This window comes from Kitasatospora sp. NPDC051984, from assembly GCF_044593455.1.
Classification (GTDB): Bacteria; Actinomycetota; Actinomycetes; order Streptomycetales; family Streptomycetaceae; genus Kitasatospora.
On the sequence record NZ_JBIUCB010000010.1, the window covers coordinates 1 to 20,277 of the forward strand.

At 73.4% G+C, this 20,277-nt stretch carries 19 protein-coding genes; 7 read left to right on the forward strand and 12 right to left on the reverse strand.

Features of this window, described 5'->3' with window-relative positions; genetic code table 11:
- Window positions 1–251 (forward strand): IS30 family transposase (locus ACIHEI_RS20615; protein ID WP_396607619.1); only part of this gene is annotated, 251 nt, incomplete at its 5' end.
- A gap of 65 nt (window positions 252–316) precedes the next feature.
- On the opposite strand, the gene ACIHEI_RS20620 is transcribed toward ACIHEI_RS20615, so the two are convergent.
- On the reverse strand, window positions 317–1,222 hold the full coding sequence (locus ACIHEI_RS20620) for an A/G-specific adenine glycosylase (RefSeq protein ID WP_396607620.1): 906 nt from the start codon (window positions 1,220–1,222) through the stop codon (window positions 317–319).
- Window positions 1,223–1,257: 35 nt separating this feature from the next.
- Window positions 1,258–1,977 carry a rhomboid family intramembrane serine protease gene (locus ACIHEI_RS20625; RefSeq protein WP_396607621.1) on the reverse strand — a complete coding sequence of 240 codons (720 nt, stop codon included), beginning with the start codon at window positions 1,975–1,977 and terminating at the stop codon, window positions 1,258–1,260.
- A gap of 133 nt (window positions 1,978–2,110) precedes the next feature.
- Here ACIHEI_RS20625 and ACIHEI_RS20630 point away from each other — a divergent pair, with 133 nt between their 5' ends.
- On the forward strand, window positions 2,111–2,974 hold the full coding sequence (locus ACIHEI_RS20630; RefSeq protein ID WP_396607622.1) for a hypothetical protein: 864 nt from the start codon (window positions 2,111–2,113) through the stop codon (window positions 2,972–2,974).
- A gap of 4 nt (window positions 2,975–2,978) precedes the next feature.
- Here the strand turns inward: ACIHEI_RS20630 and ACIHEI_RS20635 are convergent, their stop codons facing one another.
- Complete coding sequence (locus ACIHEI_RS20635; protein ID WP_387644047.1) at window positions 2,979–3,689, reverse strand: TetR/AcrR family transcriptional regulator; 711 nt, start codon at window positions 3,687–3,689, stop codon at window positions 2,979–2,981.
- A 126-nt stretch (window positions 3,690–3,815) separates the two neighbouring features.
- Between ACIHEI_RS20635 and ACIHEI_RS20640 the strand changes: the two genes are divergently transcribed.
- Window positions 3,816–4,520: an NAD(P)-dependent oxidoreductase gene (locus ACIHEI_RS20640; protein WP_396607623.1), complete on the forward strand. Its 705-nt coding sequence runs from the start codon at window positions 3,816–3,818 to the stop codon at window positions 4,518–4,520.
- Between the two features lie 46 nt (window positions 4,521–4,566).
- Here the strand turns inward: ACIHEI_RS20640 and ACIHEI_RS20645 are convergent, their stop codons facing one another.
- Entirely contained in the window at window positions 4,567–5,835 is a 1,269-nt protein-coding gene (locus tag ACIHEI_RS20645) for an MFS transporter (protein WP_396607624.1), read from the reverse strand.
- Between the two features lie 83 nt (window positions 5,836–5,918).
- Here ACIHEI_RS20645 and ACIHEI_RS20650 point away from each other — a divergent pair, with 83 nt between their 5' ends.
- Window positions 5,919–6,524 carry an ArsR/SmtB family transcription factor gene (locus tag ACIHEI_RS20650; protein WP_396607625.1) on the forward strand — a complete coding sequence of 202 codons (606 nt, stop codon included), beginning with the start codon at window positions 5,919–5,921 and terminating at the stop codon, window positions 6,522–6,524.
- Between the two features lie 7 nt (window positions 6,525–6,531).
- Here ACIHEI_RS20650 and disA read toward each other — a convergent pair whose 3' ends face one another.
- Window positions 6,532–7,638, reverse strand: coding sequence for a DNA integrity scanning diadenylate cyclase DisA (disA, locus tag ACIHEI_RS20655; RefSeq protein ID WP_380484244.1), 1,107 nt, complete (start codon window positions 7,636–7,638; stop codon window positions 6,532–6,534).
- Window positions 7,639–7,760: 122 nt separating this feature from the next.
- On the reverse strand, window positions 7,761–9,281 hold the full coding sequence (gene radA, locus ACIHEI_RS20660) for a DNA repair protein RadA (protein WP_387644037.1): 1,521 nt from the start codon (window positions 9,279–9,281) through the stop codon (window positions 7,761–7,763).
- A gap of 228 nt (window positions 9,282–9,509) precedes the next feature.
- Here radA and ACIHEI_RS20665 point away from each other — a divergent pair, with 228 nt between their 5' ends.
- The gene (locus ACIHEI_RS20665) at window positions 9,510–11,081 is read left to right on the forward strand and encodes a hypothetical protein (protein WP_396607626.1); all 1,572 of its coding nucleotides are present in this window, start codon (window positions 9,510–9,512) and stop codon (window positions 11,079–11,081) included.
- Between the two features lie 168 nt (window positions 11,082–11,249).
- Here the strand turns inward: ACIHEI_RS20665 and ACIHEI_RS20670 are convergent, their stop codons facing one another.
- Together ACIHEI_RS20670 and ACIHEI_RS20675 are read right to left on the reverse strand one after the other, a co-directional pair.
- Complete coding sequence (locus tag ACIHEI_RS20670; protein WP_396607627.1) at window positions 11,250–12,581, reverse strand: DUF1254 domain-containing protein; 1,332 nt, start codon at window positions 12,579–12,581, stop codon at window positions 11,250–11,252.
- Between the two features lie 28 nt (window positions 12,582–12,609).
- Window positions 12,610–13,905 carry a DUF1254 domain-containing protein gene (locus tag ACIHEI_RS20675; RefSeq protein ID WP_396607746.1) on the reverse strand — a complete coding sequence of 432 codons (1,296 nt, stop codon included), beginning with the start codon at window positions 13,903–13,905 and terminating at the stop codon, window positions 12,610–12,612.
- Between the two features lie 196 nt (window positions 13,906–14,101).
- Here ACIHEI_RS20675 and ACIHEI_RS20680 point away from each other — a divergent pair, with 196 nt between their 5' ends.
- Complete coding sequence (locus ACIHEI_RS20680) at window positions 14,102–15,097, forward strand: NAD-dependent epimerase/dehydratase family protein (protein ID WP_396607628.1); 996 nt, start codon at window positions 14,102–14,104, stop codon at window positions 15,095–15,097.
- A gap of 65 nt (window positions 15,098–15,162) precedes the next feature.
- On the opposite strand, the gene ACIHEI_RS20685 is transcribed toward ACIHEI_RS20680, so the two are convergent.
- Together ACIHEI_RS20685 and ACIHEI_RS20690 are read right to left on the reverse strand one after the other, a co-directional pair.
- Window positions 15,163–16,245 (reverse strand): family 2 encapsulin nanocompartment cargo protein polyprenyl transferase, encoded by a 1,083-nt coding sequence (locus ACIHEI_RS20685; protein WP_387644023.1) that lies wholly within the window; start codon window positions 16,243–16,245, stop codon window positions 15,163–15,165.
- A 123-nt stretch (window positions 16,246–16,368) separates the two neighbouring features.
- Window positions 16,369–17,775 carry a family 2B encapsulin nanocompartment shell protein gene (locus tag ACIHEI_RS20690; protein ID WP_396607629.1) on the reverse strand — a complete coding sequence of 469 codons (1,407 nt, stop codon included), beginning with the start codon at window positions 17,773–17,775 and terminating at the stop codon, window positions 16,369–16,371.
- Window positions 17,776–18,135: 360 nt separating this feature from the next.
- Here ACIHEI_RS20690 and ACIHEI_RS20695 point away from each other — a divergent pair, with 360 nt between their 5' ends.
- Window positions 18,136–19,206, forward strand: a complete 1,071-nt coding sequence (locus ACIHEI_RS20695) for an ATP-grasp domain-containing protein (RefSeq protein ID WP_396607630.1) — start codon at window positions 18,136–18,138, stop codon at window positions 19,204–19,206.
- A 13-nt stretch (window positions 19,207–19,219) separates the two neighbouring features.
- Here the strand turns inward: ACIHEI_RS20695 and ACIHEI_RS20700 are convergent, their stop codons facing one another.
- Window positions 19,220–19,771, reverse strand: coding sequence for a methylated-DNA--[protein]-cysteine S-methyltransferase (locus ACIHEI_RS20700; protein ID WP_387644015.1), 552 nt, complete (start codon window positions 19,769–19,771; stop codon window positions 19,220–19,222).
- Between the two features lie 207 nt (window positions 19,772–19,978).
- Window positions 19,979–20,203, reverse strand: coding sequence for a hypothetical protein (locus ACIHEI_RS20705; protein WP_392949819.1), 225 nt, complete (start codon window positions 20,201–20,203; stop codon window positions 19,979–19,981).
- Between the last annotated feature and the right edge of the window lie 74 nt (window positions 20,204–20,277).

Sequence of the window (20,277 nt, forward strand, 5' to 3'; positions counted from 1 at the left end):
CCGCACATGGTGCGTTCACCGTCGCCACCGGCGTCCCGGTCTACTTCTGCGACCCGGCCAGCCCCTGGCAACGCGGCTCGAACGAGAACACGAACAGCCTGCTGAGGCAGTACTTCCCCAAGGGCACCGACCTGTCCGTCCACAGTCCCGAGCACCTCGCCGCGGTCGCGGCCGAACTCAACGGCCGCCCACGCAAAACGCTCGGCTGGGAAACCCCAGCCGAGCGTCTCGCTAAACTCGTCGCGGCCTAGACAACCGACCACGTGTTGCAACGACCGCTAGAAACCGCCGACTGGTCCCGGGCCGTTCTCGTCCGTTACTGCGGCAGTCGGTAGGTGCCGGGCCCGACGGGTTCCACCAGGCCGTCGGCGACCAGGCCGTCCAGGGCCCGGGCGCGCTGGATCGCGTCCGGCCACACCACGTCCAGCTGGCCCTGGGTGACCAGGCCGTGGGCGTCCCGCAGCACCGCCAGCAGCTTGCCGCGCACCTGCCGGTCGGTGCCCTCGTAGGTCTGGCCGCGCCGGGCCGGGCCCTGGTACGGCGGGCGGCCGGCCCGCTGCCAGGCGCACTCGGCCAGCAGCGGGCAGGACCCGCACTCGGGGCCGCGCGCGGTGCACACCAGGGCCCCCAGCTCCATCACCGCGACCGCCCAGGTCGCGGCCCGCTCGTCGGTGGCCGGCAGCAGCTCGTGCGCGGTGCGGCGCTCGGCGGCGGTGGTGGCGTTCGCCGGGTACTCGACGCCGGTGACGGCGCGGGCGAACACCCGGCGCACGTTGGTGTCCAGCACCGCGTGGCGCTGCCGGAACGCGAACGAGGCGACCGCGGCCGCCGTGTACTCCCCCACCCCGGGCAGGGCCAGCAGCGCCGCGTGGTCGTCCGGCACCACGCCGCCGTGCTGCTCGGTGATCGCGGTGGCCGCCGCGTGCAGCCGCAGCGCGCGGCGCGGGTAGCCGAGCCGGCCCCACATCCGCACCGCCTCGCCGGGCGCGTCCGCGGCCAGATCGGCGGGGGCGGGCCAGCGCTCCAGCCAGGCCGCGTACGCGGGCAGCACCCGCTTCACGGGCGTCTGCTGAAGCATGAACTCGCTGACCATCACCGCCCAGGGCGAGGCGTCCGGAGTCCGCCAGGGCAGGTCGCGGGCGTGGGCCTCGTACCAGCCGATGACGGTGGAGTGCAGCGCCTGTACGGCGGCGGGGGCGAGAGTCGAAGCAGTGGCAACCATGGCCCCTCGATCCTGCCACGAGGTGCCGCGCGGGCTTAAAGCCCCAGGTCGTCGAGCTCCTTCAGCAGGTCCGCCCGGGAACCGGCCGTGGCGGTGGAAGGGCCGGCGGACGAAACCAGATCGGCAGCAGGGGCCGCCGTCGGCTTCGGGTCGCGGATGCGGAATATCCAGGCGCCGGCCAGGCCGCCGACCAGGCCGCCGAGGTGTCCCAGCCAGGACACCCCGGGGGTGCCCGGGATCGCCGTGGTCAGCAGGTACGCGAAGGACGCGCCCATCACCAGGCCGATCAGCGAGTCGATCAGGTTGCGGTCGAACAGGCCGCGCAGCACCACGTAACCGAAGTACCCGAAGATCACGCCGCTGGCGCCGACCGTCACCACGTCGCCGCGCTCGAACAGCCAGACCGCCATGCCGCTGGTCACCACCAGCAGCGCCGTCAGGGCGAGGAACTTGCGCACGCCGCGGTAGGCGGCGAGGAAGCCGAATACGAACAGCGGGCCCGAATTGCCTTCCAGGTGCTGCCAGTTCAGGTGCAGGAACGGCGCGGTCAGCAGGTTCGGCAGGCTGTCCAGCTGGTGCGCGCGGATGCCGTGCTGGAGAGCGATCTGCTCGTCCATGAGCCAGTTCGCCACCTGCACGACCCAGATCAGGCAGAGGAAGCCGAACATGGTGAAGAACGCCCTGCGCGCCTCGGCGATCAGCTGCGCGGGGTCGAGGGTCGCGGTGCCGGGAGCGGAGTCGTGCAGGGAGGCCATGAGGGCGACTATAGGGCGGCGCACCGTCGTGTCGAGTCCCTCTACCGGAGCAAATGGCGGATCATGTGAAAGAAGTGCCCCCGCTGAGGTGTTGATGCGTCAACGGACGCACAAGGTCTCGTAGAGTTTGCCCGTGCCTTCTCTGCGCCAGCCCGTCGGACCGCTGCCCGCCTCGATCTACTGGCGGCGCCGCGTCGCGGTCCTCGTTGCCCTCGCCGTCGTTCTGCTGCTGGTCGGCTGGCTCGCGTTCGGCACCGGCGGGGACGGCGGAAAGCAGCAGAAGGCCGCCGAGACCACCGGCCCGCAGCCCGCCCCCGCGCAGTCCATCACCCCCGGCGCCTCCCCCAGCGGCCCCGCCATCACCACCCGCCCCGGCGGCAACGGCGGCGGCTCGGGCGGCGGCGCGGCCGGCGAGCTGAACGTGACGGGCGGCGGCAGCGGCGGTTCGGGTAACGGCGGCAGTGGCGGTTCGGGCAACGGCAGCGGCGGCGGCAACGGCGGCGGCAGCGGTTCGAACGGCGGCAGCGGCGGGCACGCCGCCTCGCCCGGCCCCTCGCCGGCCGTCAACACGCCCGAGGTGATGGCCCTCCCGGTCTGCGCCACCTCGCAGCTGTCGCTGGAGCTGGCTCCCGCGCAGAACCCGTTCGCCGCCAAGGACAAGCCGCGTCTCGCGCTGACCATCCGCAACTCCTCGGGCTCCGGCTGCCGGGTCAACCTCTCGCACGAGAACTCGGCGCTCACCATCACCTCGAGCACCAACGAGCGGATCTGGTCGTCCGCCGACTGCATCCCGGAGAAGGTCGACGCCTGGGCGCAGATCGCCGGGAACAGCGGCGTCACCGAGACCTTCGGCTGGGACCGCAGCCGCTCCAAGCCGCAGTGCGCCAGCGCCGACCCGACGCCGGCCCAGCCCGGCAACTACCTGGTCCAGGCCGACCTGACCGGCCCGGCCGGCGGCCCGCTGTCGGCCCGCACCTCGGTCCGCCTGGAGGGCTGACCGCTCAGCCGGCCAGGCCCAGCGACCTGACCAGCTGGGCAAGTTCGAGGCGGAACAGCTTCTCGGGCGAGGCGGTCTGCGCGCCCAGGTGGCCGTAGACCTCCAGTGCGACCAGGCCGTGCAGGTGGCCCCAGATCCGCAGCGCCAGGGCGACGCCGGCCGGGGTCAGCGCGGGGAAGGCCGGGCGGACCTTGGCGAGCAGGCCGGGGTCGAAGTCGTCCCAGTCGAAGTCCGCACCCTCCTCGGCCGGTTCGGCGCCCGGACCGGCGGCGTCCGCGAGTGCCGCGATGCCGACGCAGACCCGCCGGGCGGCGTCCGGCGCGGCGCCGCCGTCGGGGGCCCGGTAGCCGGGGACGGGGTCGCCGTAGATCAGCCGGAAGCCTTCGGGGTTGGCGAGCGCCCAGGCCCGGAACGCGCATGCCCAGGCCCGGATCCGGGCCGCCGGGGTGTCCGCCGCGGAGTCGGCCCAGGCAGCGTCCACGGCATCGGCCAGCGCCGTGTAGACGTCGGCGATCAGGGCGGTGACCAGGTCGTCGCGGGTCGCGAAGTAGCCGTAGATGGCGTTCGCGGTCATGCCCATTTCGCGGGCGATCGCGCGCAGGGTGATCGCGTCGGGGCCGCCGGAGCGCATCAGCTCCAGGGCGGTCCGCTTGATCTCGGCGGTGGTCTCGGCGCGCAGTCGTTCGCGTCGTCCGGTGCTGGAGGTGGCTGCCACGGGTCGAATCTACAGCGTCACCGTCCTGATTGCCGTGCGAAAACTTCACGCCGTATAGTCACTGCACGGCGTGCAGCGAACGTGGCTGCCCGCCTCCGACCGCACGCATGACATCAGGGGAGAACCATGCACATCGGCGTCATCGGAGCCACCGGCACCATCGGCAGCCGGATCGTCACCGAGGCCCTCGGCCGGGGCCACCGGGTCACGGCGTTCAGCCGGGACGCGTCCGCGATCACCGACCGGCGGGAGAACCTCGACTGGGCGAGCATCGACGTACTGGACCCGGCGAGTGTCGCCGCCGCCCTGCCGCCCGGCCTGGACGTGCTGATCAGCGGCTTCCAGCCCGGGAACGCGTCGCTCGACTTCCACGACACCGTCCGGCGCTCGATCGCCGACCCTGGCGTCTACGCGCAGGCCGCCCGGTCGCTGCTCACCGCTCTGGACGGCCGCCCCCGGCTCCGGCTGATCGTGATCGGCGGGGCCGGCAGCCTGGAACTCGCACCGGGCGTGGTGCGCGCCGACCACGACGAGCTCCTGCACGCCGCCCTCGACGAGCTCGGCCTGCCGCGCGAGTACGCCGCCGCCGTCCGCGGCCACCGGGACGCGCTCGACGTGCTGCGCACCTCCAACCGGCTGTGGACGTACTTCAGCCCCGCCGAGCAGATCGGACCCGGCGAGCGCACCGGCCGCTTCCGCCTCGGTGGCGACCAGCCCGTGCTGGACGCGGAGGGCCGCAGCCGGATCTCCGCCGAGGACGCCGCGATCGCCCTGGTCGACGAGGCCGAACTGCCCCGTCACGTGCAGCGCCGCTTCACCGCCGGGTACTGAACGCCCAAGGGCCCCGGGCGTCGTGAACGCCCGGGGCCGGTGCCGGCTAGGCCTTCGGCCAGTTCGTGCCGCGCAGCGAGCGGCCGAGGGTGAGCGGGAGCAGGCCGGCGGCCAGCACGGCGGCGAGCAGGGGCAGGACGGTGGTGGCGGGGAGGTGGTCGAGCAGCAGGCCCGCCGTCATGGTGCCGACGGGCAGGCCGGCCATCAGCAGGGTCATGGTGGCGGCCACCGCGCGGCCGCGCATCGCCTCGGGGACCTGCTGGAAGACCAGGACGTCGAGCATGACGCGCAGGGCGGGCACGCCCAGCGACATCGCGGCGAGGGCGGTGAACACCACCGCCGGGCCGGCGGCGAAGGCGGGGACGAGGAACAGCAGCGCGGCGATCCAGGCGACGGCGAGCAGCAGCGTGCCGGGGGCGAGGGTGCGGTGCAGGCGGGTGACCAGCGGGGCGCCGAACAGGCCGCCGACGGCTTCGCCGGTGAGGGCGAGGCCGGTGCCGGCCTCGGAGGTGCCGTGGTCGCGCAGCAGCACCATGACGGCCAGCAGCATCGCGGACCCGGCCAGGTTGAGCGCGACGGTGACCAGCACGGTGGCGCGCAGCGTCGGGTCGCCGAACAGGTACCGCAGCCCGGCGAAGACCGCGCCCTTCTCCTTCGTGGCGCCCGCCGGGTCCTCGGCGGGTTCGGTGTCGAAACGGACGGCGAGGGAAGCGCCGAGCGCGGCCGCGGAGGCCAGCACGGTAGCGAGGAACGGGACGGCCCGGCCGAGGCCGAGCAGGAAGCCCGCCAGCGGCGGTCCGGCCAGCGCGGCGCCGTTGACCCGGAGTTCGTCCTGGGACAGCGCCTGGCGCAGCTGCTCGGGCGGAACGACGGCGCGCAGCGCGAGCATCCGGGCGGGGCCGCCGTAGGCCATGGTGGCGCCGATGGCGGCGGCGGCCAGCAGGGTGTGCGGGACGGTCAGCCGGTGGGCGAACAGGGCGACGGCCACGCTGAGCGCGGTGAGCAGGCGGACGGTGTCGGCGACGATCAGCACCCGCCGCTTGTCGTGCCGGTCGGCGACCGCGCCGCCGTGCAGGCCGAACACCACGGACGCGCCGAACTGGACGGCGCCGAACGCCCCGGCGAGGGTGGGCGATCCGGTCATGGCGAGCAGCAGCAGCGGGTACGCGGTGTCGGCGACGCAGGTGCCGAGCATCGCGGCCGCGGATCCGGCCCACAGCGTCTGGAACCGCCGGTTGCGACGCAGCGGCACCGCCTCGGACACGGTCTTCGTCGGGCTCTCGGCCACCGTCATCTCTCCACCCCGTTCACGCATCGTGCAACCATTCACGCTTGCGTGAATGATTGCACGGACGCGAATGATTGCACAAGGGATGAACGCTGTGGCTGAATGTGAACGTGGTTGATCAGATGAAGGAGCGCGAGGTCACGGACGTCGCGACGCTGAAGGCACTGGCCGATCCGCTCCGGCTGGCGGTGCTCGGCGCGCTGATGAAGCGGGATCCGGAGCCGATGTCGGTGAAGGAGATCGCGGCCGAGCTCGACGAGGCGCCGACCAAGCTGTACCGGCACGTCAAGCAGCTGGAGCAGACCGGGCTGGTGTTCGTCGCGGAGACCCGGCTGGTGTCCGGGATCGTGGAGAGCCGCTACCGCTCCGCCCAGCAGTCACTGCGGCTGTCGCCGCAGGTCTACGCGGAGGGCGGCCAGCCGCCGGCCGCGCTGGACGCGATGCTGGCAGCGATGGACCTGGTACGGACCGACTTCCGGCGCAACTTCCTGGCCGGCCGGATCGACCTGACCCCGGCGGCGCAGGGCAACCAGCTGCCGAGCAAGTTCGCGCACACCACGACCCGGCTCACCCCGGAGCGGCTGCGGAAGCTGCGCGGCCGGCTGGACGAGGTGCTGGACGAGCTGTTCTCGGAGCCGGAGTCCACCGGGCCGGACGCCGTCGAGGTGACCCTGTTCGCGCTGATGTACGCGGTGCAGCCGCCCGACGGGGGCTGACGGCCGCTCAGACGTAGCGTTCCAGGATGGAGGACTCGGCGAGCCGGGACAGCCCCTCGCGCACCGAGCGGGCCCGGGTCTCGCCGACGCCCTCCACGGTCTGCAGGTCGTCGATGGACGCGGCCAGCAGCTTCTGCAGGCCGCCGAAGTGGTCGACCAGCCGCTCGATGACGGTGTTCGGCAGCCGCGGAACCTTGGCGAGCAGCCGGTAGCCGCGCGGGGAGACCGCGGAGTCCAGCGACTCGGGGGTGCCGGTGTAGCCGAGCGCCTTGGCGACGGTCTGCAGGTCCAGCAGCTCGGCGTGGGTGAGCGCCTCCAGGTCGTCCAGCACCTCGGCGACGGTGCGGCCCTTCTTGGCGGCGCGGTCCGGGAAGTAGTCGCGGACCACGAGTTCGCGCTCCGGCTCGACGCCGGCGATCAGCTCGTCCAGCTGGAGCGACAGCAGGCGGCCGTCGGTGCCGAGCTCCAGCACGTAGCCGGCGATCTCACCGGCGATCAGCCGGACCATCTCCAGGCGCTGCACCACGGCGGAGACGTCCCGGACGGTGACCAGGTCCTCGATCTCCAGCGCGGACAGCGTGCCGGCCACCTCGTCGAGGCGCAGCTTGTAGCGCTCCAGGGTGGCCAGCGCCTGGTTGGCGCGGGACAGCACGGTGGTGGAGTCCTCCAGCACCCGGCGGGTGCCGTTCACGTACATCGCGATCAGCCGCATCGAGTGCGAGACCGCGACCACCGGGAAGCCGGTCTGCCGGTTGACCCGCTCGGCGGTGCGGTGGCGGGTGCCGGTCTCGTCGGTGGGGATGTTGGCGTCCGGCATCAGGTGCACGCCGGCCCGCAGGATCTTGGTGATGTCCTTGTCGAGGATCACCGCGCCGTCCAGCTTGCACAGTTCGCGCAGCCGGGTGGCGGTGAACTCGACGTCCAGCACGAAACCGCCGGTGCACAGCGCGTCGACGCTCTTGTCGAAGCCGAGGACGATCAGGCCTCCGGTGTTGGCCCGGAGCACCCGCTCCAACCCGTCCCGCAGCGCCGTGCCCGGCGCGACCGCACTCAGGGAAGCCCGCAGCAGGGCCTCCTCGCGGGGGGACTTGTCCGCCCGGTCGATGGCTGCCACGTGACTCCTTGGGCCGACCCGGACCGTGTGGCCACGATGCCCGACGGTCTGTCTGTTATTACTGCACTTGACGGCAATTAGCAGGTGCAGTCTAACTGCGTGCGGCAGCGGCGGGACGAGGGTCAGGCCAGTTCGTCCGAGTCGAGCGGCTCCCAGCCCGCCATCATCTCGTCCGCGTACGCCGGAACCGGTGCGGCGGCGCGCTCCCGGGCGGGGGCCCGGCCGGCCGGAACGCCCTGCGGCGCGGCATCCTGACGGGGCTTCGAACGGGAGCGGCGGCCGGGGATCGCGCGCAGTGCCTCGCCGATGTCGGAGACCTCCACCACCTTCATGCCCGGCGGCACCTTGCCCGGGTCCGGCGGTACCAGGGCGTGCGTGAACCCGAGCCGGTGCGCCTCGGCGAGCCGACGCTGAACGCCCGTCACCCGGCGCACCTCGCCGGCCAGGCCGACCTCGCCGATCGCCACCAGGTTGTTCGGCAGCGGCGTGTCGGTCGAGGAGGACGCCACCGCGAGGGCGATCGCCAGGTCCGCCGACGGCTCGGTGAGCTTCACGCCGCCGACGGTGGCGGTGTAGATGTCCTGCTTGCCGAGCTTCACACCGCCGTGCCGCTCCACCACCGCCAGGATCATCGCGATCCGCGGCGACTCCAGGCCCGAGGTGGTGCGCCGCGGCGACGGGATCTGCGAGTCGACCATCAGCGCCTGCACCTCCGCCACCAGCGGGCGCTTGCCCTCCAGGGTGACGGTCAGGCAAGTGCCGGCCACCGGCTTGTCACGGCGTGTCAGGAACAGGCCGGACGGGTCGGCGAGGCCGACGATGCCCTCGTCGTGCAGCTCGAAGCAGCCGACCTCGTCGGTCGCCCCGTAGCGGTTCTTCACACCGCGGATCAGCCGCAGCCGGGCGTGCCGGTCGCCCTCGAAGGACAGCACCACGTCCACCAGATGCTCCAGCAGGCGGGGGCCGGCGATCTGGCCGTCCTTGGTGACGTGGCCGACCAGCAGGGTCGCCATGCCGCGCTGCTTGGACTCCCGGATCAGCGCGCCCGCCACCTCGCGGACCTGGGCGGGGCCGCCTGGAGCGCCGTCGAGTTCGGCGGAGGCGATGGTCTGCACCGAGTCCAGGATCAGCAGGCCCGGGTTGACCGCCTCGATGTGGCCCAGCACCGCGCCGAGATCCTGCTCGGCGGCCAGGTACAGGTGCTCGGAGAGCGCGTTGATCCGGTCGGCGCGCAGCCGGACCTGCCCGGCGGACTCCTCGCCGGTGACGTACAGGGTGCGGTGCCGGTCGGTGGCGGCCTTCGCCGCGACGTCCAGCAGCAGGGTGGACTTGCCGACGCCCGGCTCGCCCGCGAGCAGCACCACCGCGCCCGGCACCAGGCCGCCGCCGAGCACCCGGTCCAGCTCCGGGACGCCGGTGGAGCGGGCGGTGGCCACCTGGCCGTCGACCTGCGCGATCGGCTTGGCGGGCGCGGAGACCGGCCCCGCCGCCGTGGTGCGGATCGGCACCGCGCCGTACTCCTCGACCGTCCCCCACGCGTTGCACTCGGGGCAGCGGCCGACCCACTTGGGCAGCTGGTGGCCGCACTCGGTGCAGCGGTACGCCGGGCGCGGCTTGGCGGAGGTCTTGGTACGGGCAGCCATGCGCGCCACGGTAGCGCCTCGCACCGACAGTGCCCGGCGGGCGGCGGCGGTCGGACGGCGGGTGGACGGCGTTCGGACGGCGGGCCGGGCGTCAACGCGGGGTGTCAACGTGGGGTGTCAACGGCTGGCGTCAACCAGGCGAACACGGGAGCGGTGGTGTTACCCGAAAGAAGGACAAGCGGTCCAAACCCACCGGGCGGAGGGTTTGGCCTGCCTACGGTCGATGACGTGACCACCGGCCAGCTCCACCCCGTCGACCCGTCCCCGGCCCTGCGGGCGTACGGCGCCTGCGTCGACGGGCTGTTCACCTACTGCCTGTCCGTACTCTGCGACCACGACGCCGCCACCGCGGCCGTGCTGGAGGTCCGCGACCTGGCCCGCCGCCACGGCGACCGGCTCACCGAACCGGCGCTGCTGCGCGCCTGGCTGTACGCGCTGGCCCGGAACCGCTGCCTGACCCGGCTGAACGGCACCGGCACCCCCGCCGCGGAGGCGGCGCCCGCACCCGACGTCCTCCGCGAGCGGCGCCGCGAACTCGCCTCGCTGGCCTGGCCGGAGGCGGCCGGCACCGACCCGGAGCAGCGCGAGGCACTGGAACTGGCGGTCCGGCACCGGCTGGACGCCGGGGAGGTCGCGGCGGTGCTCGGCCTCACCCCCGAGGCCGCGGCCGCTCTGCTGGACGCCGCGGGCGCCGAGATCGGCAGGACCAGGACGGCACTGCTGGTGCTCGGCGTGGGCTCCTGCCCGCAACTGGCGCAGCTCGGCGGGGTCGGCGGGGTCGGTGCGGAGTCCGGGCCGGGCCGGGTGCTCGGCGCGGCGCTGCGCCGGGAGCTGGTGCTGCACCTGGAGGAGTGCCCGACCTGCCGCGGCACCGCCGAGCGGGTGGCCGGGCAGCTCGGGCAGGGCCTGGCCGGGCTGCCCGGCCTGCCGCTGCTGACGGCGCCGGCCCGGCTGCGCCCCGCTCCGGCGACGGGCGGCACCGCGTTCCTGTCCGGCGCGGCGGCCGGTCGGCGGGCCGTGCGGGGGCTGGCCGGCGGCGAGCCGCAGTTCGACCGGCGCGGCTTCCCCCGCCACCGGGTGGTGGTGCCGTCGCGCGGCTCGGCGGTGCGCCAGCGGGTGGTGACCACGGGCGTGCTGGCGGCGGTGCTGGCCGCGCCGGTGGTGGCGCTGTGGAGCGCGCACCAGGGCGGCGACCGGGAGGGACGGGCGGCGGCGGTGTCCTCGGTGCGGGTGGACGCGCCGGTTCAGGAGGCGCAGCCGGCCGTGGTGCTGCCGCCCGCGATGAGTTCCCTGCAGTTGGCCGGCGCGGTGGCCGCAGAAACGTCCCTGCCTACGGCTCCAAGTCCGGCGGTGACGATGCCCGCGCACGGCGCGTCCCGGCTGTCCGGCCCGACGCCGACACCTGCGCCCACGCCGGACGCCACCCGGGAGCAGCTGACCGTCGAGGCCCGCGCGTACGGCAGCCGCACGGTGCTCACGCTGACCAACTCCGGCGACACCGCGCTGATCTGGCACGCGGTGCTGGACGTCGACTGGCTGCGGCTCAGCCGGGACGACGGCATCCTCGCGCCGGGACAGCGGATCACCGTCACCGTGACGGTGGACGAGACGCGCGCCCCGCAGACCCGGTGGACGGCGCGACTGGCGTTGCCGCCGTCCACTGCCGTGGTCACCCTGGAAGGCGGCGGCACCGAGCATCGTGGGGTGCCGACGCCGACGCCGACGCCTTCGCCCGACGCCACGCCGTCTCCCACGGAGAGCCCGAGTCCGTCGGCAACGCCCAGCGCGTCGCCGTCCTGACGTAGCGGGTGGGTGCGGAACTGCGCGACAACAAGCGCGAAGCCTGTCCGCAAAGTCGAGAGCACGTGCAAGTCACTGTCCTGCGTCGCGATCTTGCCGACGAGTGCGTTCCCCTTCGCGCAGTTCCGCCCCCTCGCTTCGCTGGGGGTACCCCCAGCGCCCCGGTTGTCAGCGTGGGTGGATCGGCGGGAGGCGGTAGGTGCCGTCGAGGATGGCGTCCTGTGGCTGGTACATCCGCACCATCGGGCGGAAGCCGGAGGACGGGGTGGGCAGCCAGTTGGCGAACTCGTCGGGGTCGGTGGGCTGGCGGTGCTGGAGGTGGAGGGTGAGTGAGCCGTCGGGGGCGCGGACCAGGCCGGGGGTGCGGTCGCCGATGGAGAAGCGGTCGATGTCGTTGGGGACCAGCAGGTACTCGGGGGTGTCGTACATGGTGACCGACCAGAACGCCCCCACCGGCGGCGGCTGTTCGAAGCGCAGGGTGTAGGAGCGGGCGCCGTCCAGTGGGTGGCCGTCGGAGTCGTGGTAGGTGGTGGCGTAGGCGGCTTCGTAGGCGTGGTTGCCCCACAGGGCGGTGCGGGCGGCGACGGCGCGGGTGAGGTAGGTGGCGCGGCGGTCGGCGACCTTCCACTGTGGTTCGTCGCGGGTGCCGGGGCCGAGGTGGTCGAGGTTGTAGTCGAACAGGTGGAGGTTGACGGTCCATTCGCCGGTGGGTTCGACGGTGCCGGTGCTCGCCGCCTCCACTCGTTCGCGGCCTGCGGCCAGGCCCTTGGCGAGCGCCTGCGCCCACTCGGCGGGGCCGTCGAGGTACGGGGAGCGGCCCCGGTCGAGAATTCCGATCGGGGCGAAGCGGTGCTGGAACTCGACGTCGGCGGGGGCGGGCGGGAACGCCGCCGCCCACACCCGCAGCCGTTCCAGGAACCCCAGTTCCTCGGGGATGCCGGCGGTCGGCTCGGGCAGCCCGGCGAGTTCCGCGCCCGTTTCGAGCGGGGTGAGCGTCAACTCCCGTTGCAGCGCCCGCACTCGGGGCAGATCCTCGGGTCCGGCGCAGGCGTGGCGCGCCGCGACGGCCGCGACGGTGGTCGGTGCGGTGATCACCGGTACGCCTTCGGGCGGGGTGCCGCGCCAGTGCGGCGGGGTGATCAGCCAGGTCTGCTCGGCGGTGCCGGACGAACGGCGGCCCAGGTAGGCGAAGTTGTTGGTCCAGGCGTCGATGAACTGGAGCACGTAGTAGGCCCCGGCGGAGTCCGGGACGTGCAGCAGCAGCGGGCCGCCGGACAGGTCGAGCGGGGCCACCGAGTACACCGTGTCGTTGTTGACCGACACGAAGTGTGAGTCGGGGGTGGCCAGTTCGGTGCCGTGCCCGAAGGTGTTCCAGGCGGTCGGGGGGATCGAACCCATGCCCCGCCGGTGGATGGTGTCCACCATGGTCAGGTCGGCGACCAGCGGGTAGCCGTACACGAAGGCCTCGGCGGCCAGCATCTCGGGCGTGGCGTCAACCATGGCGAACGTCCTTTTCTGCTCGGCGGGTTCAGCGGGGGGTGGGCGTCGGCAGCTGCCAACTGCCGTTCAGCAGCGCGGGTTCCGGCCCGTACGCGCGCACCACGACCTGGTACGGGCCGGCCGGGGCGGGCAGCCAGTTCGCCAACTCGGCGGGGTCGGTGGGGCGTTCGTGCTGGAGGTAGAGCGTCAGCGAGCCGTCGGGGCCGTACACCAGGCCGGGGGTGCGGTCGCCGATCGAGTACCGGTCGATCTCGTTGGGCGCCAGCTGCCGTTCCGGGAAGCGGTACATGGTCGCCGACCAGAAGTACCGGGCCGGCGGGAGCTGCCCGGGCCCGAAGCGCAGCACGGCCGGCAGCCGGCCGCCCGCCTCGGACTCCCAACCCCCGTACCAGGCCTCCTCGGCGGGTAGCCCGTACAGGCCGGTGAGGGCGCCGCACGCACGGTCCAGGTACCGGGTGCCGAGCTGCTCCCGGGTGCCGAACAGCGCGGCGCCGTCGGCCGCGCCCCGCGCCGCCCCGGCCAGTTGCCCGCGGCCGTCCGCCACTCCCTCCAGCATCGCCGCCCGGGCCTCGGCGGACAGCGCGGCGGGCTCGAAGTCCCCTGATCCCACGCCGAGTTCGACCAGCTGCTCGCGCAGTTCGGCGTCGGCGGGCAGCACCGGGACGAAGCTCAGCAGGAAGTCCAGGAAGGTGAAGAACTCCAGCGTTCCGAGCACCTCTTCGCCGCGCCACACCGGCCACACCGGCTCGGACGCCACCGGCCGCGGGGTGCCCAGGTGCTCGCTGAGCGGCATCAGCCGGTACCCGGCCTGCACCCGTCGCAGCTCCGGCTCGTCGGCCGGCCCGGCCAGGTACGTCCGGCCGACGATGCCCGCCAGGTTGGTGTCCGTCCGCACCACGCCGTCGAAGCCGGCCGGCGGATCGGCCCGGTGGCCGGGGCCGGCGATCAGGTAGCGGCCGCCGCCGTTGCCGGTGGTCCGGGTGCCGACGAAGCCCGCGTACGCGGTGTCCAGGTCGTGCACCGGCAGCACGTGGTACCGGTCGGTGGCGGGCACCTCCAGCACCCAGGGTTCGGCCCGCAGGTCCAGCCATGCCCACGAGTACGGCGTGTCGTTGTTCGGCGTCACCACGTCCGTGTCGGCGGGGGTGAACGGGCGCGAGAAGTGCCGGAACACCCCGAAACCCCCGATGTACCGGGGGTCCGCTTCGTCGATCGCCTGCGGGTGAAGCGTCCCGTAGTTCGCCAGCATCGGGTAGCCCCAGATCCACGCCTGCGCCGCCGTCCGCCGGACCGCCGCCGGATCCACCCTGGCCGGGCCGCCCATGCCGTCCACCCATCTCCCCGCGAAAGGGATCATTCAGACATACCGGTACACCGGGGATGCTATGCCGCCCACCGCCCGTCCGGCGCCCCGACCCTCCGACCGGCCGTCAGGGGACCTCCCCCGTCGGCGGACGTTCCGGCTCTGCCCGTAGCTAAGAGTGCGGATGACCGGCCGCCGGAGCGGACACCCTGAGGCCATGGACATCCTTCTGCTCGGCGGCTCCAAGTTCCTCGGGCGCGCCTACGCCGCCGAGGCACTCGCCCGCGGCCACCGCGTCACCACCTTCAACCGCGGTGTCAGCCGCACCGACCTGCCCGGCGTGGAGGCCGTCCACGGCGACCGCACCTCGCTCGACGACCTGCACCGGCTCGTCGACGGCCGGCAGTGGGACGCCGTGATCGACACCTCCGGACAGCAGCCGCACGACGTCGCCACCACCGCCCGGCTGCTCCGCGACCGGGCCGGCCACTACGGCTTCGTCTCCTCCGTCCACGCCTTCGCCGACTGGCCCGCCCTCCCGGTCGACGCCGACTCCCCCACCCTCGAATGCGCCGGCGACGTCGGGCCGGACCAGCCGTTCGCCAACGCCCTCAAGGCCGGCTGCGAACGCGCCCTGCTCGACAACTTCGGCCCCTCGACGATCCTCAACTGCGGCCTGCTGATCGGCCCCCACGAACCGATCGGCCGCCTCCCCTGGTGGCTCGACCGGATCGCCCGCGGCGGCCGCGTGCTCGCACCCGGCGCCCCCGAGAACCCGCTCAGTCTGATCGACGCCCGGGACTTCGCCGCGTTCGGCCTCGACCTCGCCGAACAGCGCGCGACCGGGCGGTTCGTCACCACCTCGCCGATCCGGTCGGCAACGATGGGCGAGCTCCTGGAGGCGTGTCGCTCCGCGACCGGGTCCGACGCGGAGTTCGTCTGGACCCCCGACGCGACGCTGCTCGCCGCCGAGGTCGCGCCCTGGGTCGAACTCCCGCTCTGGGCGCCGGTCGTGGAGGGGTGGCACGGGACCTGGCACGCGGACAGTGCGCCTGCGCTGGCGGCCGGGCTGCGGATCCGGCCGCTCGCGGAGACCGTCCGGGACACCTGGGAGTGGCTGGAGTCGGGTGGGCGTGAGGAGGTCAGCTACCGGCAGCTGGACACTCCGTTGGGGATCGAGCGGGAGAAGGAAGAGGCGCTGCTCGGGGGGTGACGGCAGGCGGGTGCGAAACCGGGGGCCCGGGGCAGTTCCCCGCGCCCCCGTTTGTGCTTCCCCGATCAGTAGCTGCGGCGCGTGACCAGCTCCGCCAGGGCGAGCAGTTCGTCGGTGCGGGTCGGGTCCGGGACTGCCACCGCGAGGTGGCTGATGGCGGTGGCCATGCGTTCGCAGCTCTCGCCCTGGGCCCAGGCGCGGCCGCCGGCGCGGTCGACTGCGGTGGCGGCGGCGGCGAGGTCTGCGGGGCTGAGGGGGCGGCCGGAGGCGTAGAGCGTGGCGAGTTCCGCGCCGGCGGGGGTGGTCGAGGAGAGCGCGTGGACGACCGGGAGGGACTTCTTGCGGGCGGCGAGGTCCGCGCCGACCGGCTTGCCGGTGACCGCGGGGTCGCCCCAGATGCCGATCAGGTCGTCGATCAGCTGGAAGGCGAGGCCGATCTCGCGGCCGAAGGCGTCCATCGCGTCGGCGGTGGCGGCGTCCGCGCCGGCGTACAGCGCGCCGAGGGCGCACGCGCAGCCGAGGAGGGCGCCGGTCTTGCTCTCCGCCATGGCGAGGCACTCGGCAAGGGTGACGTCGGAGCGCTGTTCGAAGGAGCAGTCGGCCTGCTGGCCGGCGCAGAGTTCGACCACGCAGTCGGCGAGGCGGCGGACGGCGGCCGCGGCGGCGGGGTGGGGGTCCTCGGCGAGTACCCGGAGGGCGAGGGAGTGCATGGCGTCGCCGGCCAGGATCGCGCCGGTGGTGCCGAACACCCGCCAGGCGGTGGGGCGGTGGCGGCGGGTGTGGTCGCGGTCGAGGACGTCGTCGTGCAGCAGGGTGAAGTTGTGGACGAGTTCGACGGCGGCGGCGGCCCGGACGGCGTCCTGCGGGCGGCCGCCGACGGCCTGGGTCGCGGCGAGCACCAGGGCGGGGCGGATCGCCTTGCCGGCGCCCGCCGCGCTCGGGGTGCCGTCGGACTCCAGCCAGCCGAAGTGGTAGCCGGCGATCTGCCGCATCGAGTCCGGGAGGGTGTCCACGGCGGCGCGCAGCGCCGGGTCGACCACGGTGCGGGCCCGGCCGAGCAGGGCCAGCGCCTCGGCGGTGTCGCGGGCGCCCTCGACGGGGGTGGTGTTCTCGCTGTGCTGTCCGCGTTCGGACACGGTGATGGCCATGGTGAGTCCTCCCCCTGGGCCCGCCCCGGGTGCGGGGCGCGGCGGATCTCCGCGTCGGCCGAGTGCCGGCGCGGTCGGCGGGCGGGCCCGGGACGGCGGGCCCGCCGCGGTCGGTCGTGCCGGTCAGTCGTGCCAGTTGGCGACGTCCACGTTCTCCAGCACGCCGATGGCGTCCGGGACGAGGATCGCGGCGGAGTAGTAGGCGCTGACCAGGTAGGAGATGACCGCCTTCTCGTCGATCCCCATGAAGCGGACGTTCAGCCCGGGCTCGACCTCGTCGGGCAGCTTGCCGGGGTGCAGGCCGACCACGCCCTGATTGTCGGCGCCGACGCGCATCGCCAGGATCGAGGTGGAGCCGTTCACCACCGGGATCTTGTTGCAGGTGTAGATCGGGACGCCGCGCCAGGTGGGGACCGTCTTGCCGTCCACCTGCACGGTCTCCGGGTACAGGCCGCGGCGGTTGCACTCCCGGCCGAAGGCGGCGATGGCCTTCGGGTGGGCGAGGTAGAACTTGGTGCTGCGGCGGCGACAGAGCAGTTCGTCCATGTCGTCGGGGGTGGGCGGGCCGGAGTGGGTCTGGATCCGCTGGCTGTACTCGGCATTGGCCAGCAGGCCGAACTCCGGGTTGTTGACCAGCTCGTGCTCCTGGCGTTCGCGCAGCGCCTCGATGGTCAGCCGCAGCTGGTGCTCGGTCTGGTCCATCGGCTTGTTGTAGAGGTCGGCGACCCGGCTGTGCACCCGCAGGACCGTCTGGGCGACGCTCAACTCGTACTCGCGGGGCGTGAGTTCATAGTCGACGAAGGCGGTGGGCAGGCCGTACTCGCCCTCGTGGCCGGCCGACATGCCGATCTCCGCCTCGCCCTTGCGGTTCTGCGGCAGCTGGGAGTCCGCGACGAAGGCGAGGATCTGGTCGCGCAGCGCCTCGGAGCGGTCCGCGAGCTCCTGGAAGGCCGGCCAGGACAGCACCATCACCGTTCCGGCGGTGCTCGCCTTGACGCTGTAGGGCCAGCGGCGGTCGGCGACGGTGAGTGCCTCGTCGCCGATGTGGTCGCCGTCGGCGAAGGTGCCGAGCACGGTGGCGTCGCCGTACCGGCCGGTGCCGATCTTGTCGACCTTGCCGTGCGCGACCAGGTAGACCTCGTCGATCTCGCGGCCCTGCTCGATCAGCAACTCGCCTGCCGCGAAGTCCCGTTGGACGAACCGGCCGGCCAGCTCGACGAGCAGCTCGTCGTCCTCGAAGCCGCGCAGCACCGGCACCTCGCGGAGCGTGGGCGGCACGACGGAGACCTGTCGGCCGGTCTGCGCGAAGCCGACCCGGCCCCGGCCCACCGCGTACGACAGCCGCCGGTTCACCCGGTAGGTGCCGCCGGAGACCTCCACCCAGGGCAGCGCGCGCAGCAGCCAGCGGTTGCTGATCTCCTGCATCTGCGGGGCCGACTTGGTGGTCGACGCGAGGTTCTTGGCCGCCGCCACCGAGAGGCTGCTCTGCGGCCTCGACTGGGCGGTTCCGGCGGTGGTTTCGGTCGTCATGTCCGAGGGCCTCGTGATCGCGTCGACGGCGGTTTTCGGCAACCATGCTGACGCCCGGTCAGGTAGCGCGGCAATCACTCGTGCGAGTGAATCAGGTGTGCGAGGCGAATGGTGCGACCAGCGCACTGGATCGATCATCGTTCGATCCGCGCGAGCCCCCCGACGCCTTCCCGCACGCCCCGAAAGGCCCTGCCGGACAGCGGATTTCGAAGCATCCGCACAGCTCACCGGCCCGTTGTTCGAATCGCTCCGGAACAGCGCTAAGGTGGCCCCCACACCGCATGGTGACCGCCGCCACAGCGCAGGCGAACCGGTCGGTGATGACCTCCCATTGGCACGCCCTCCTCCGGGGAGACTTCCGTGACCGCGCCCGTCCGCGTCTGGCTGAACCGCACCTACGCCGAGAACGTCTTCTTCATCGAGCTGCTGCGGTCCGCGCCGCGCCCGGTGCACGTCCTGGCCACCCACGTCGACCCGGACTCGCCGGTGCTCGCCGCCGCCGACCTCGGGTTTCTGGAACCGGACCGGCTCTCCGCCGAGAGTTACGTGGAATTCGGGCTGGAATTCTGCGCCCGCCACCGGATCGACGTATTCCTGCCCCGCCTGCACCAGTTGGCGATATCGCTGCGCCGCCGCGAATTCGAGGTACTCGGCACCGCGCTGATCTGCCCGCCCGCGCCCGCGATCGCGCTGTTCACCAGTAAGGCGGAGGGCTACCGCGCCCTCGACGCCGCCGGCCTGCCCACCCCGCTGTGGCGGCACGCCGACACCGCGGCCCAACTGCTGGTCGCCGTCGAGGAGATCGAGGCCACCGGCGCCCCCGCCTGCCTGAAGCCCGCGAGCGGCGCCGGCGGCGAGGGCTTCCGGATCCTCACCCGCGAACCGTTCAGCCTCCGCCGGCTCGCCGGGTACGTCGACGCGCGGGTCCAACTCGACCAGGTGATGGGCGCGTTGAGGTCCTCCACCACGCCCGCCGACCTGCTGGTGATGCCCTACCTGAACGGCCCCGAGGTGTCGGTGGACTGCCTCGCCGACCAGGACGGGCGACTGCTCGCCGCCGTCGGCCGCACCAAGCAGGGCCGCCGCCGCAGCTTCACCGTCGACCCCCGCTACCTGGAGCCGGCCCGCCGGCTGGTCGAGCAGTTCGGCGTCGGGCACCTCTCCAACGTCCAGTTCCGGCACGAGGCGGACGGCCGTCCCGTCGTGCTCGACATCAACACCCGGCCGTCCGGCGGACTGCACCAACTCCGGCTCTGCGGGCTCAACTTGCCTGTCGCGGCTCTTGAACTGGCGCTCGGCGCACGGCCGTTGCTGCCCGAGGTGGACGAACTCGCGCTCGGCGAGTACACCTTGGTGTCCGGCGTCCAGGCAGTCCTGCCGCGCCAGGCCGCGGCCCCCGCGCTGGAGCGGCTGGACGGGGCGCTGCTGTAGCTCCCCCTTGCGGTCAGTCCGTGGGCCCGGACCAGTCCAGGGTCGGCGGCAGTACGCCTTCCAGGGTGAGCAGCCAGCGCTTGACCTCCACCCCGTGCCATGCGCCACCGAACCCGCCCAGCCCGTCGGCCGCCACCACCCGATGGCACGGCACCAGCAACGGCAGCGGATTGGCCCCCATCATCTGCCCGACCGTCCGGGCCGGCAGCCCCGGCTCGGGCAGGTCGTCGAACACTCCGCTGCGGGTGGCGAGTTCGCCGTAGGTGGTGGTGCGGCCGTACGGCACCTCGGTCAACAGGCAGCGCAGCACCGCCAGTTGGGGTCCGGTCGTGAAGCGCCAGTCGATCGGCAGCTCCAACTCCGTTCGCCGCCCGGCGAAGTACTCGCCGACCCGGGCCTCCACCAGCGACCGCTTGCGCGCGTCCCCGCACTCCGGCACGCCCACCGGCCGTCCCGCGAACGTCTCCCCCGCGTACGTCGCCGCCGCCACCCCGTCCGCCGTCACGCCGAACTTCATCGGGCCACTGGGCAGCGGCGTGGCCACGGTCACCCACGACAGCTCCATGCCTTCAACCTAGCGGCTTCGGGGGAGGGCGGGTGCGGGGAACTGCGCGACAAGCGCACACCGGTCCGTGAGGTCGCGAGCACGTGCAAGTCATTGTCCTGCGTCGCGATCTTTCCGGCGAGTGCCTTCCGCTTCGCGCAGTTCCGCCCCCTCGCTTCGCTCGGGGGTACCCCCAGCGCCCCCGGTTTCGCGCCCGCCTGCTGTCGCTCAGAGGTGGTCGCGGAGGTAGTCCGCCAGGTGGTGGCACCAGGTGGCGAGTTCGGCGCGGTCCGGGGGGTCGCCGCCGGAGAGGGCGGCGGTCGCGGCGGCGGGGAGCTGGCCGGTCGCGGCGAGGCGGGAGAGGCCGGAGAGGACGCCGGCGAGCCGTTCGGCGTCGGTGTGGCTGAGCATCACGAGTGCGTCGGTGTGGCCGATGGTCATGGAGCCGGGCATCGGGTTCTCCTCGGGTCGGTCCCCCCGGGTGGCTGGGCCCCCTTTTGTCCACGGTACGACCGGTGCGGTGGGCC

Bases quoted from the DNA above. Each gene is read 5' to 3' on its own strand.
- radA (WP_387644037.1), bottom strand. From the start codon at position 9,281: ATGGCTGCCCGTACCAAGACCTCCGCCAAGCCGCGCCCGGCGTACCGC.
- ACIHEI_RS20705 (WP_392949819.1), bottom strand. From the start codon at position 20,203: ATGCCCGGCTCCATGACCATCGGCCACACCGACGCACTCGTGATGCTC.
- ACIHEI_RS20670 (WP_396607627.1), bottom strand. From the start codon at position 12,581: ATGGTTGACGCCACGCCCGAGATGCTGGCCGCCGAGGCCTTCGTGTAC.
- ACIHEI_RS20620 (WP_396607620.1), bottom strand. From the start codon at position 1,222: ATGGTTGCCACTGCTTCGACTCTCGCCCCCGCCGCCGTACAGGCGCTG.
- ACIHEI_RS20640 (WP_396607623.1), top strand. From the start codon at position 3,816: ATGCACATCGGCGTCATCGGAGCCACCGGCACCATCGGCAGCCGGATC.
- ACIHEI_RS20680 (WP_396607628.1), top strand. From the start codon at position 14,102: ATGGACATCCTTCTGCTCGGCGGCTCCAAGTTCCTCGGGCGCGCCTAC.
- ACIHEI_RS20625 (WP_396607621.1), bottom strand. From the start codon at position 1,977: ATGGCCTCCCTGCACGACTCCGCTCCCGGCACCGCGACCCTCGACCCC.
- ACIHEI_RS20700 (WP_387644015.1), bottom strand. From the start codon at position 19,771: ATGGAGCTGTCGTGGGTGACCGTGGCCACGCCGCTGCCCAGTGGCCCG.
- ACIHEI_RS20685 (WP_387644023.1), bottom strand. From the start codon at position 16,245: ATGGCCATCACCGTGTCCGAACGCGGACAGCACAGCGAGAACACCACC.
- ACIHEI_RS20675 (WP_396607746.1), bottom strand. From the start codon at position 13,905: ATGGGCGGCCCGGCCAGGGTGGATCCGGCGGCGGTCCGGCGGACGGCG.
- ACIHEI_RS20645 (WP_396607624.1), bottom strand. From the start codon at position 5,835: ATGCGTGAACGGGGTGGAGAGATGACGGTGGCCGAGAGCCCGACGAAG.
- ACIHEI_RS20690 (WP_396607629.1), bottom strand. From the start codon at position 17,775: ATGACGACCGAAACCACCGCCGGAACCGCCCAGTCGAGGCCGCAGAGC.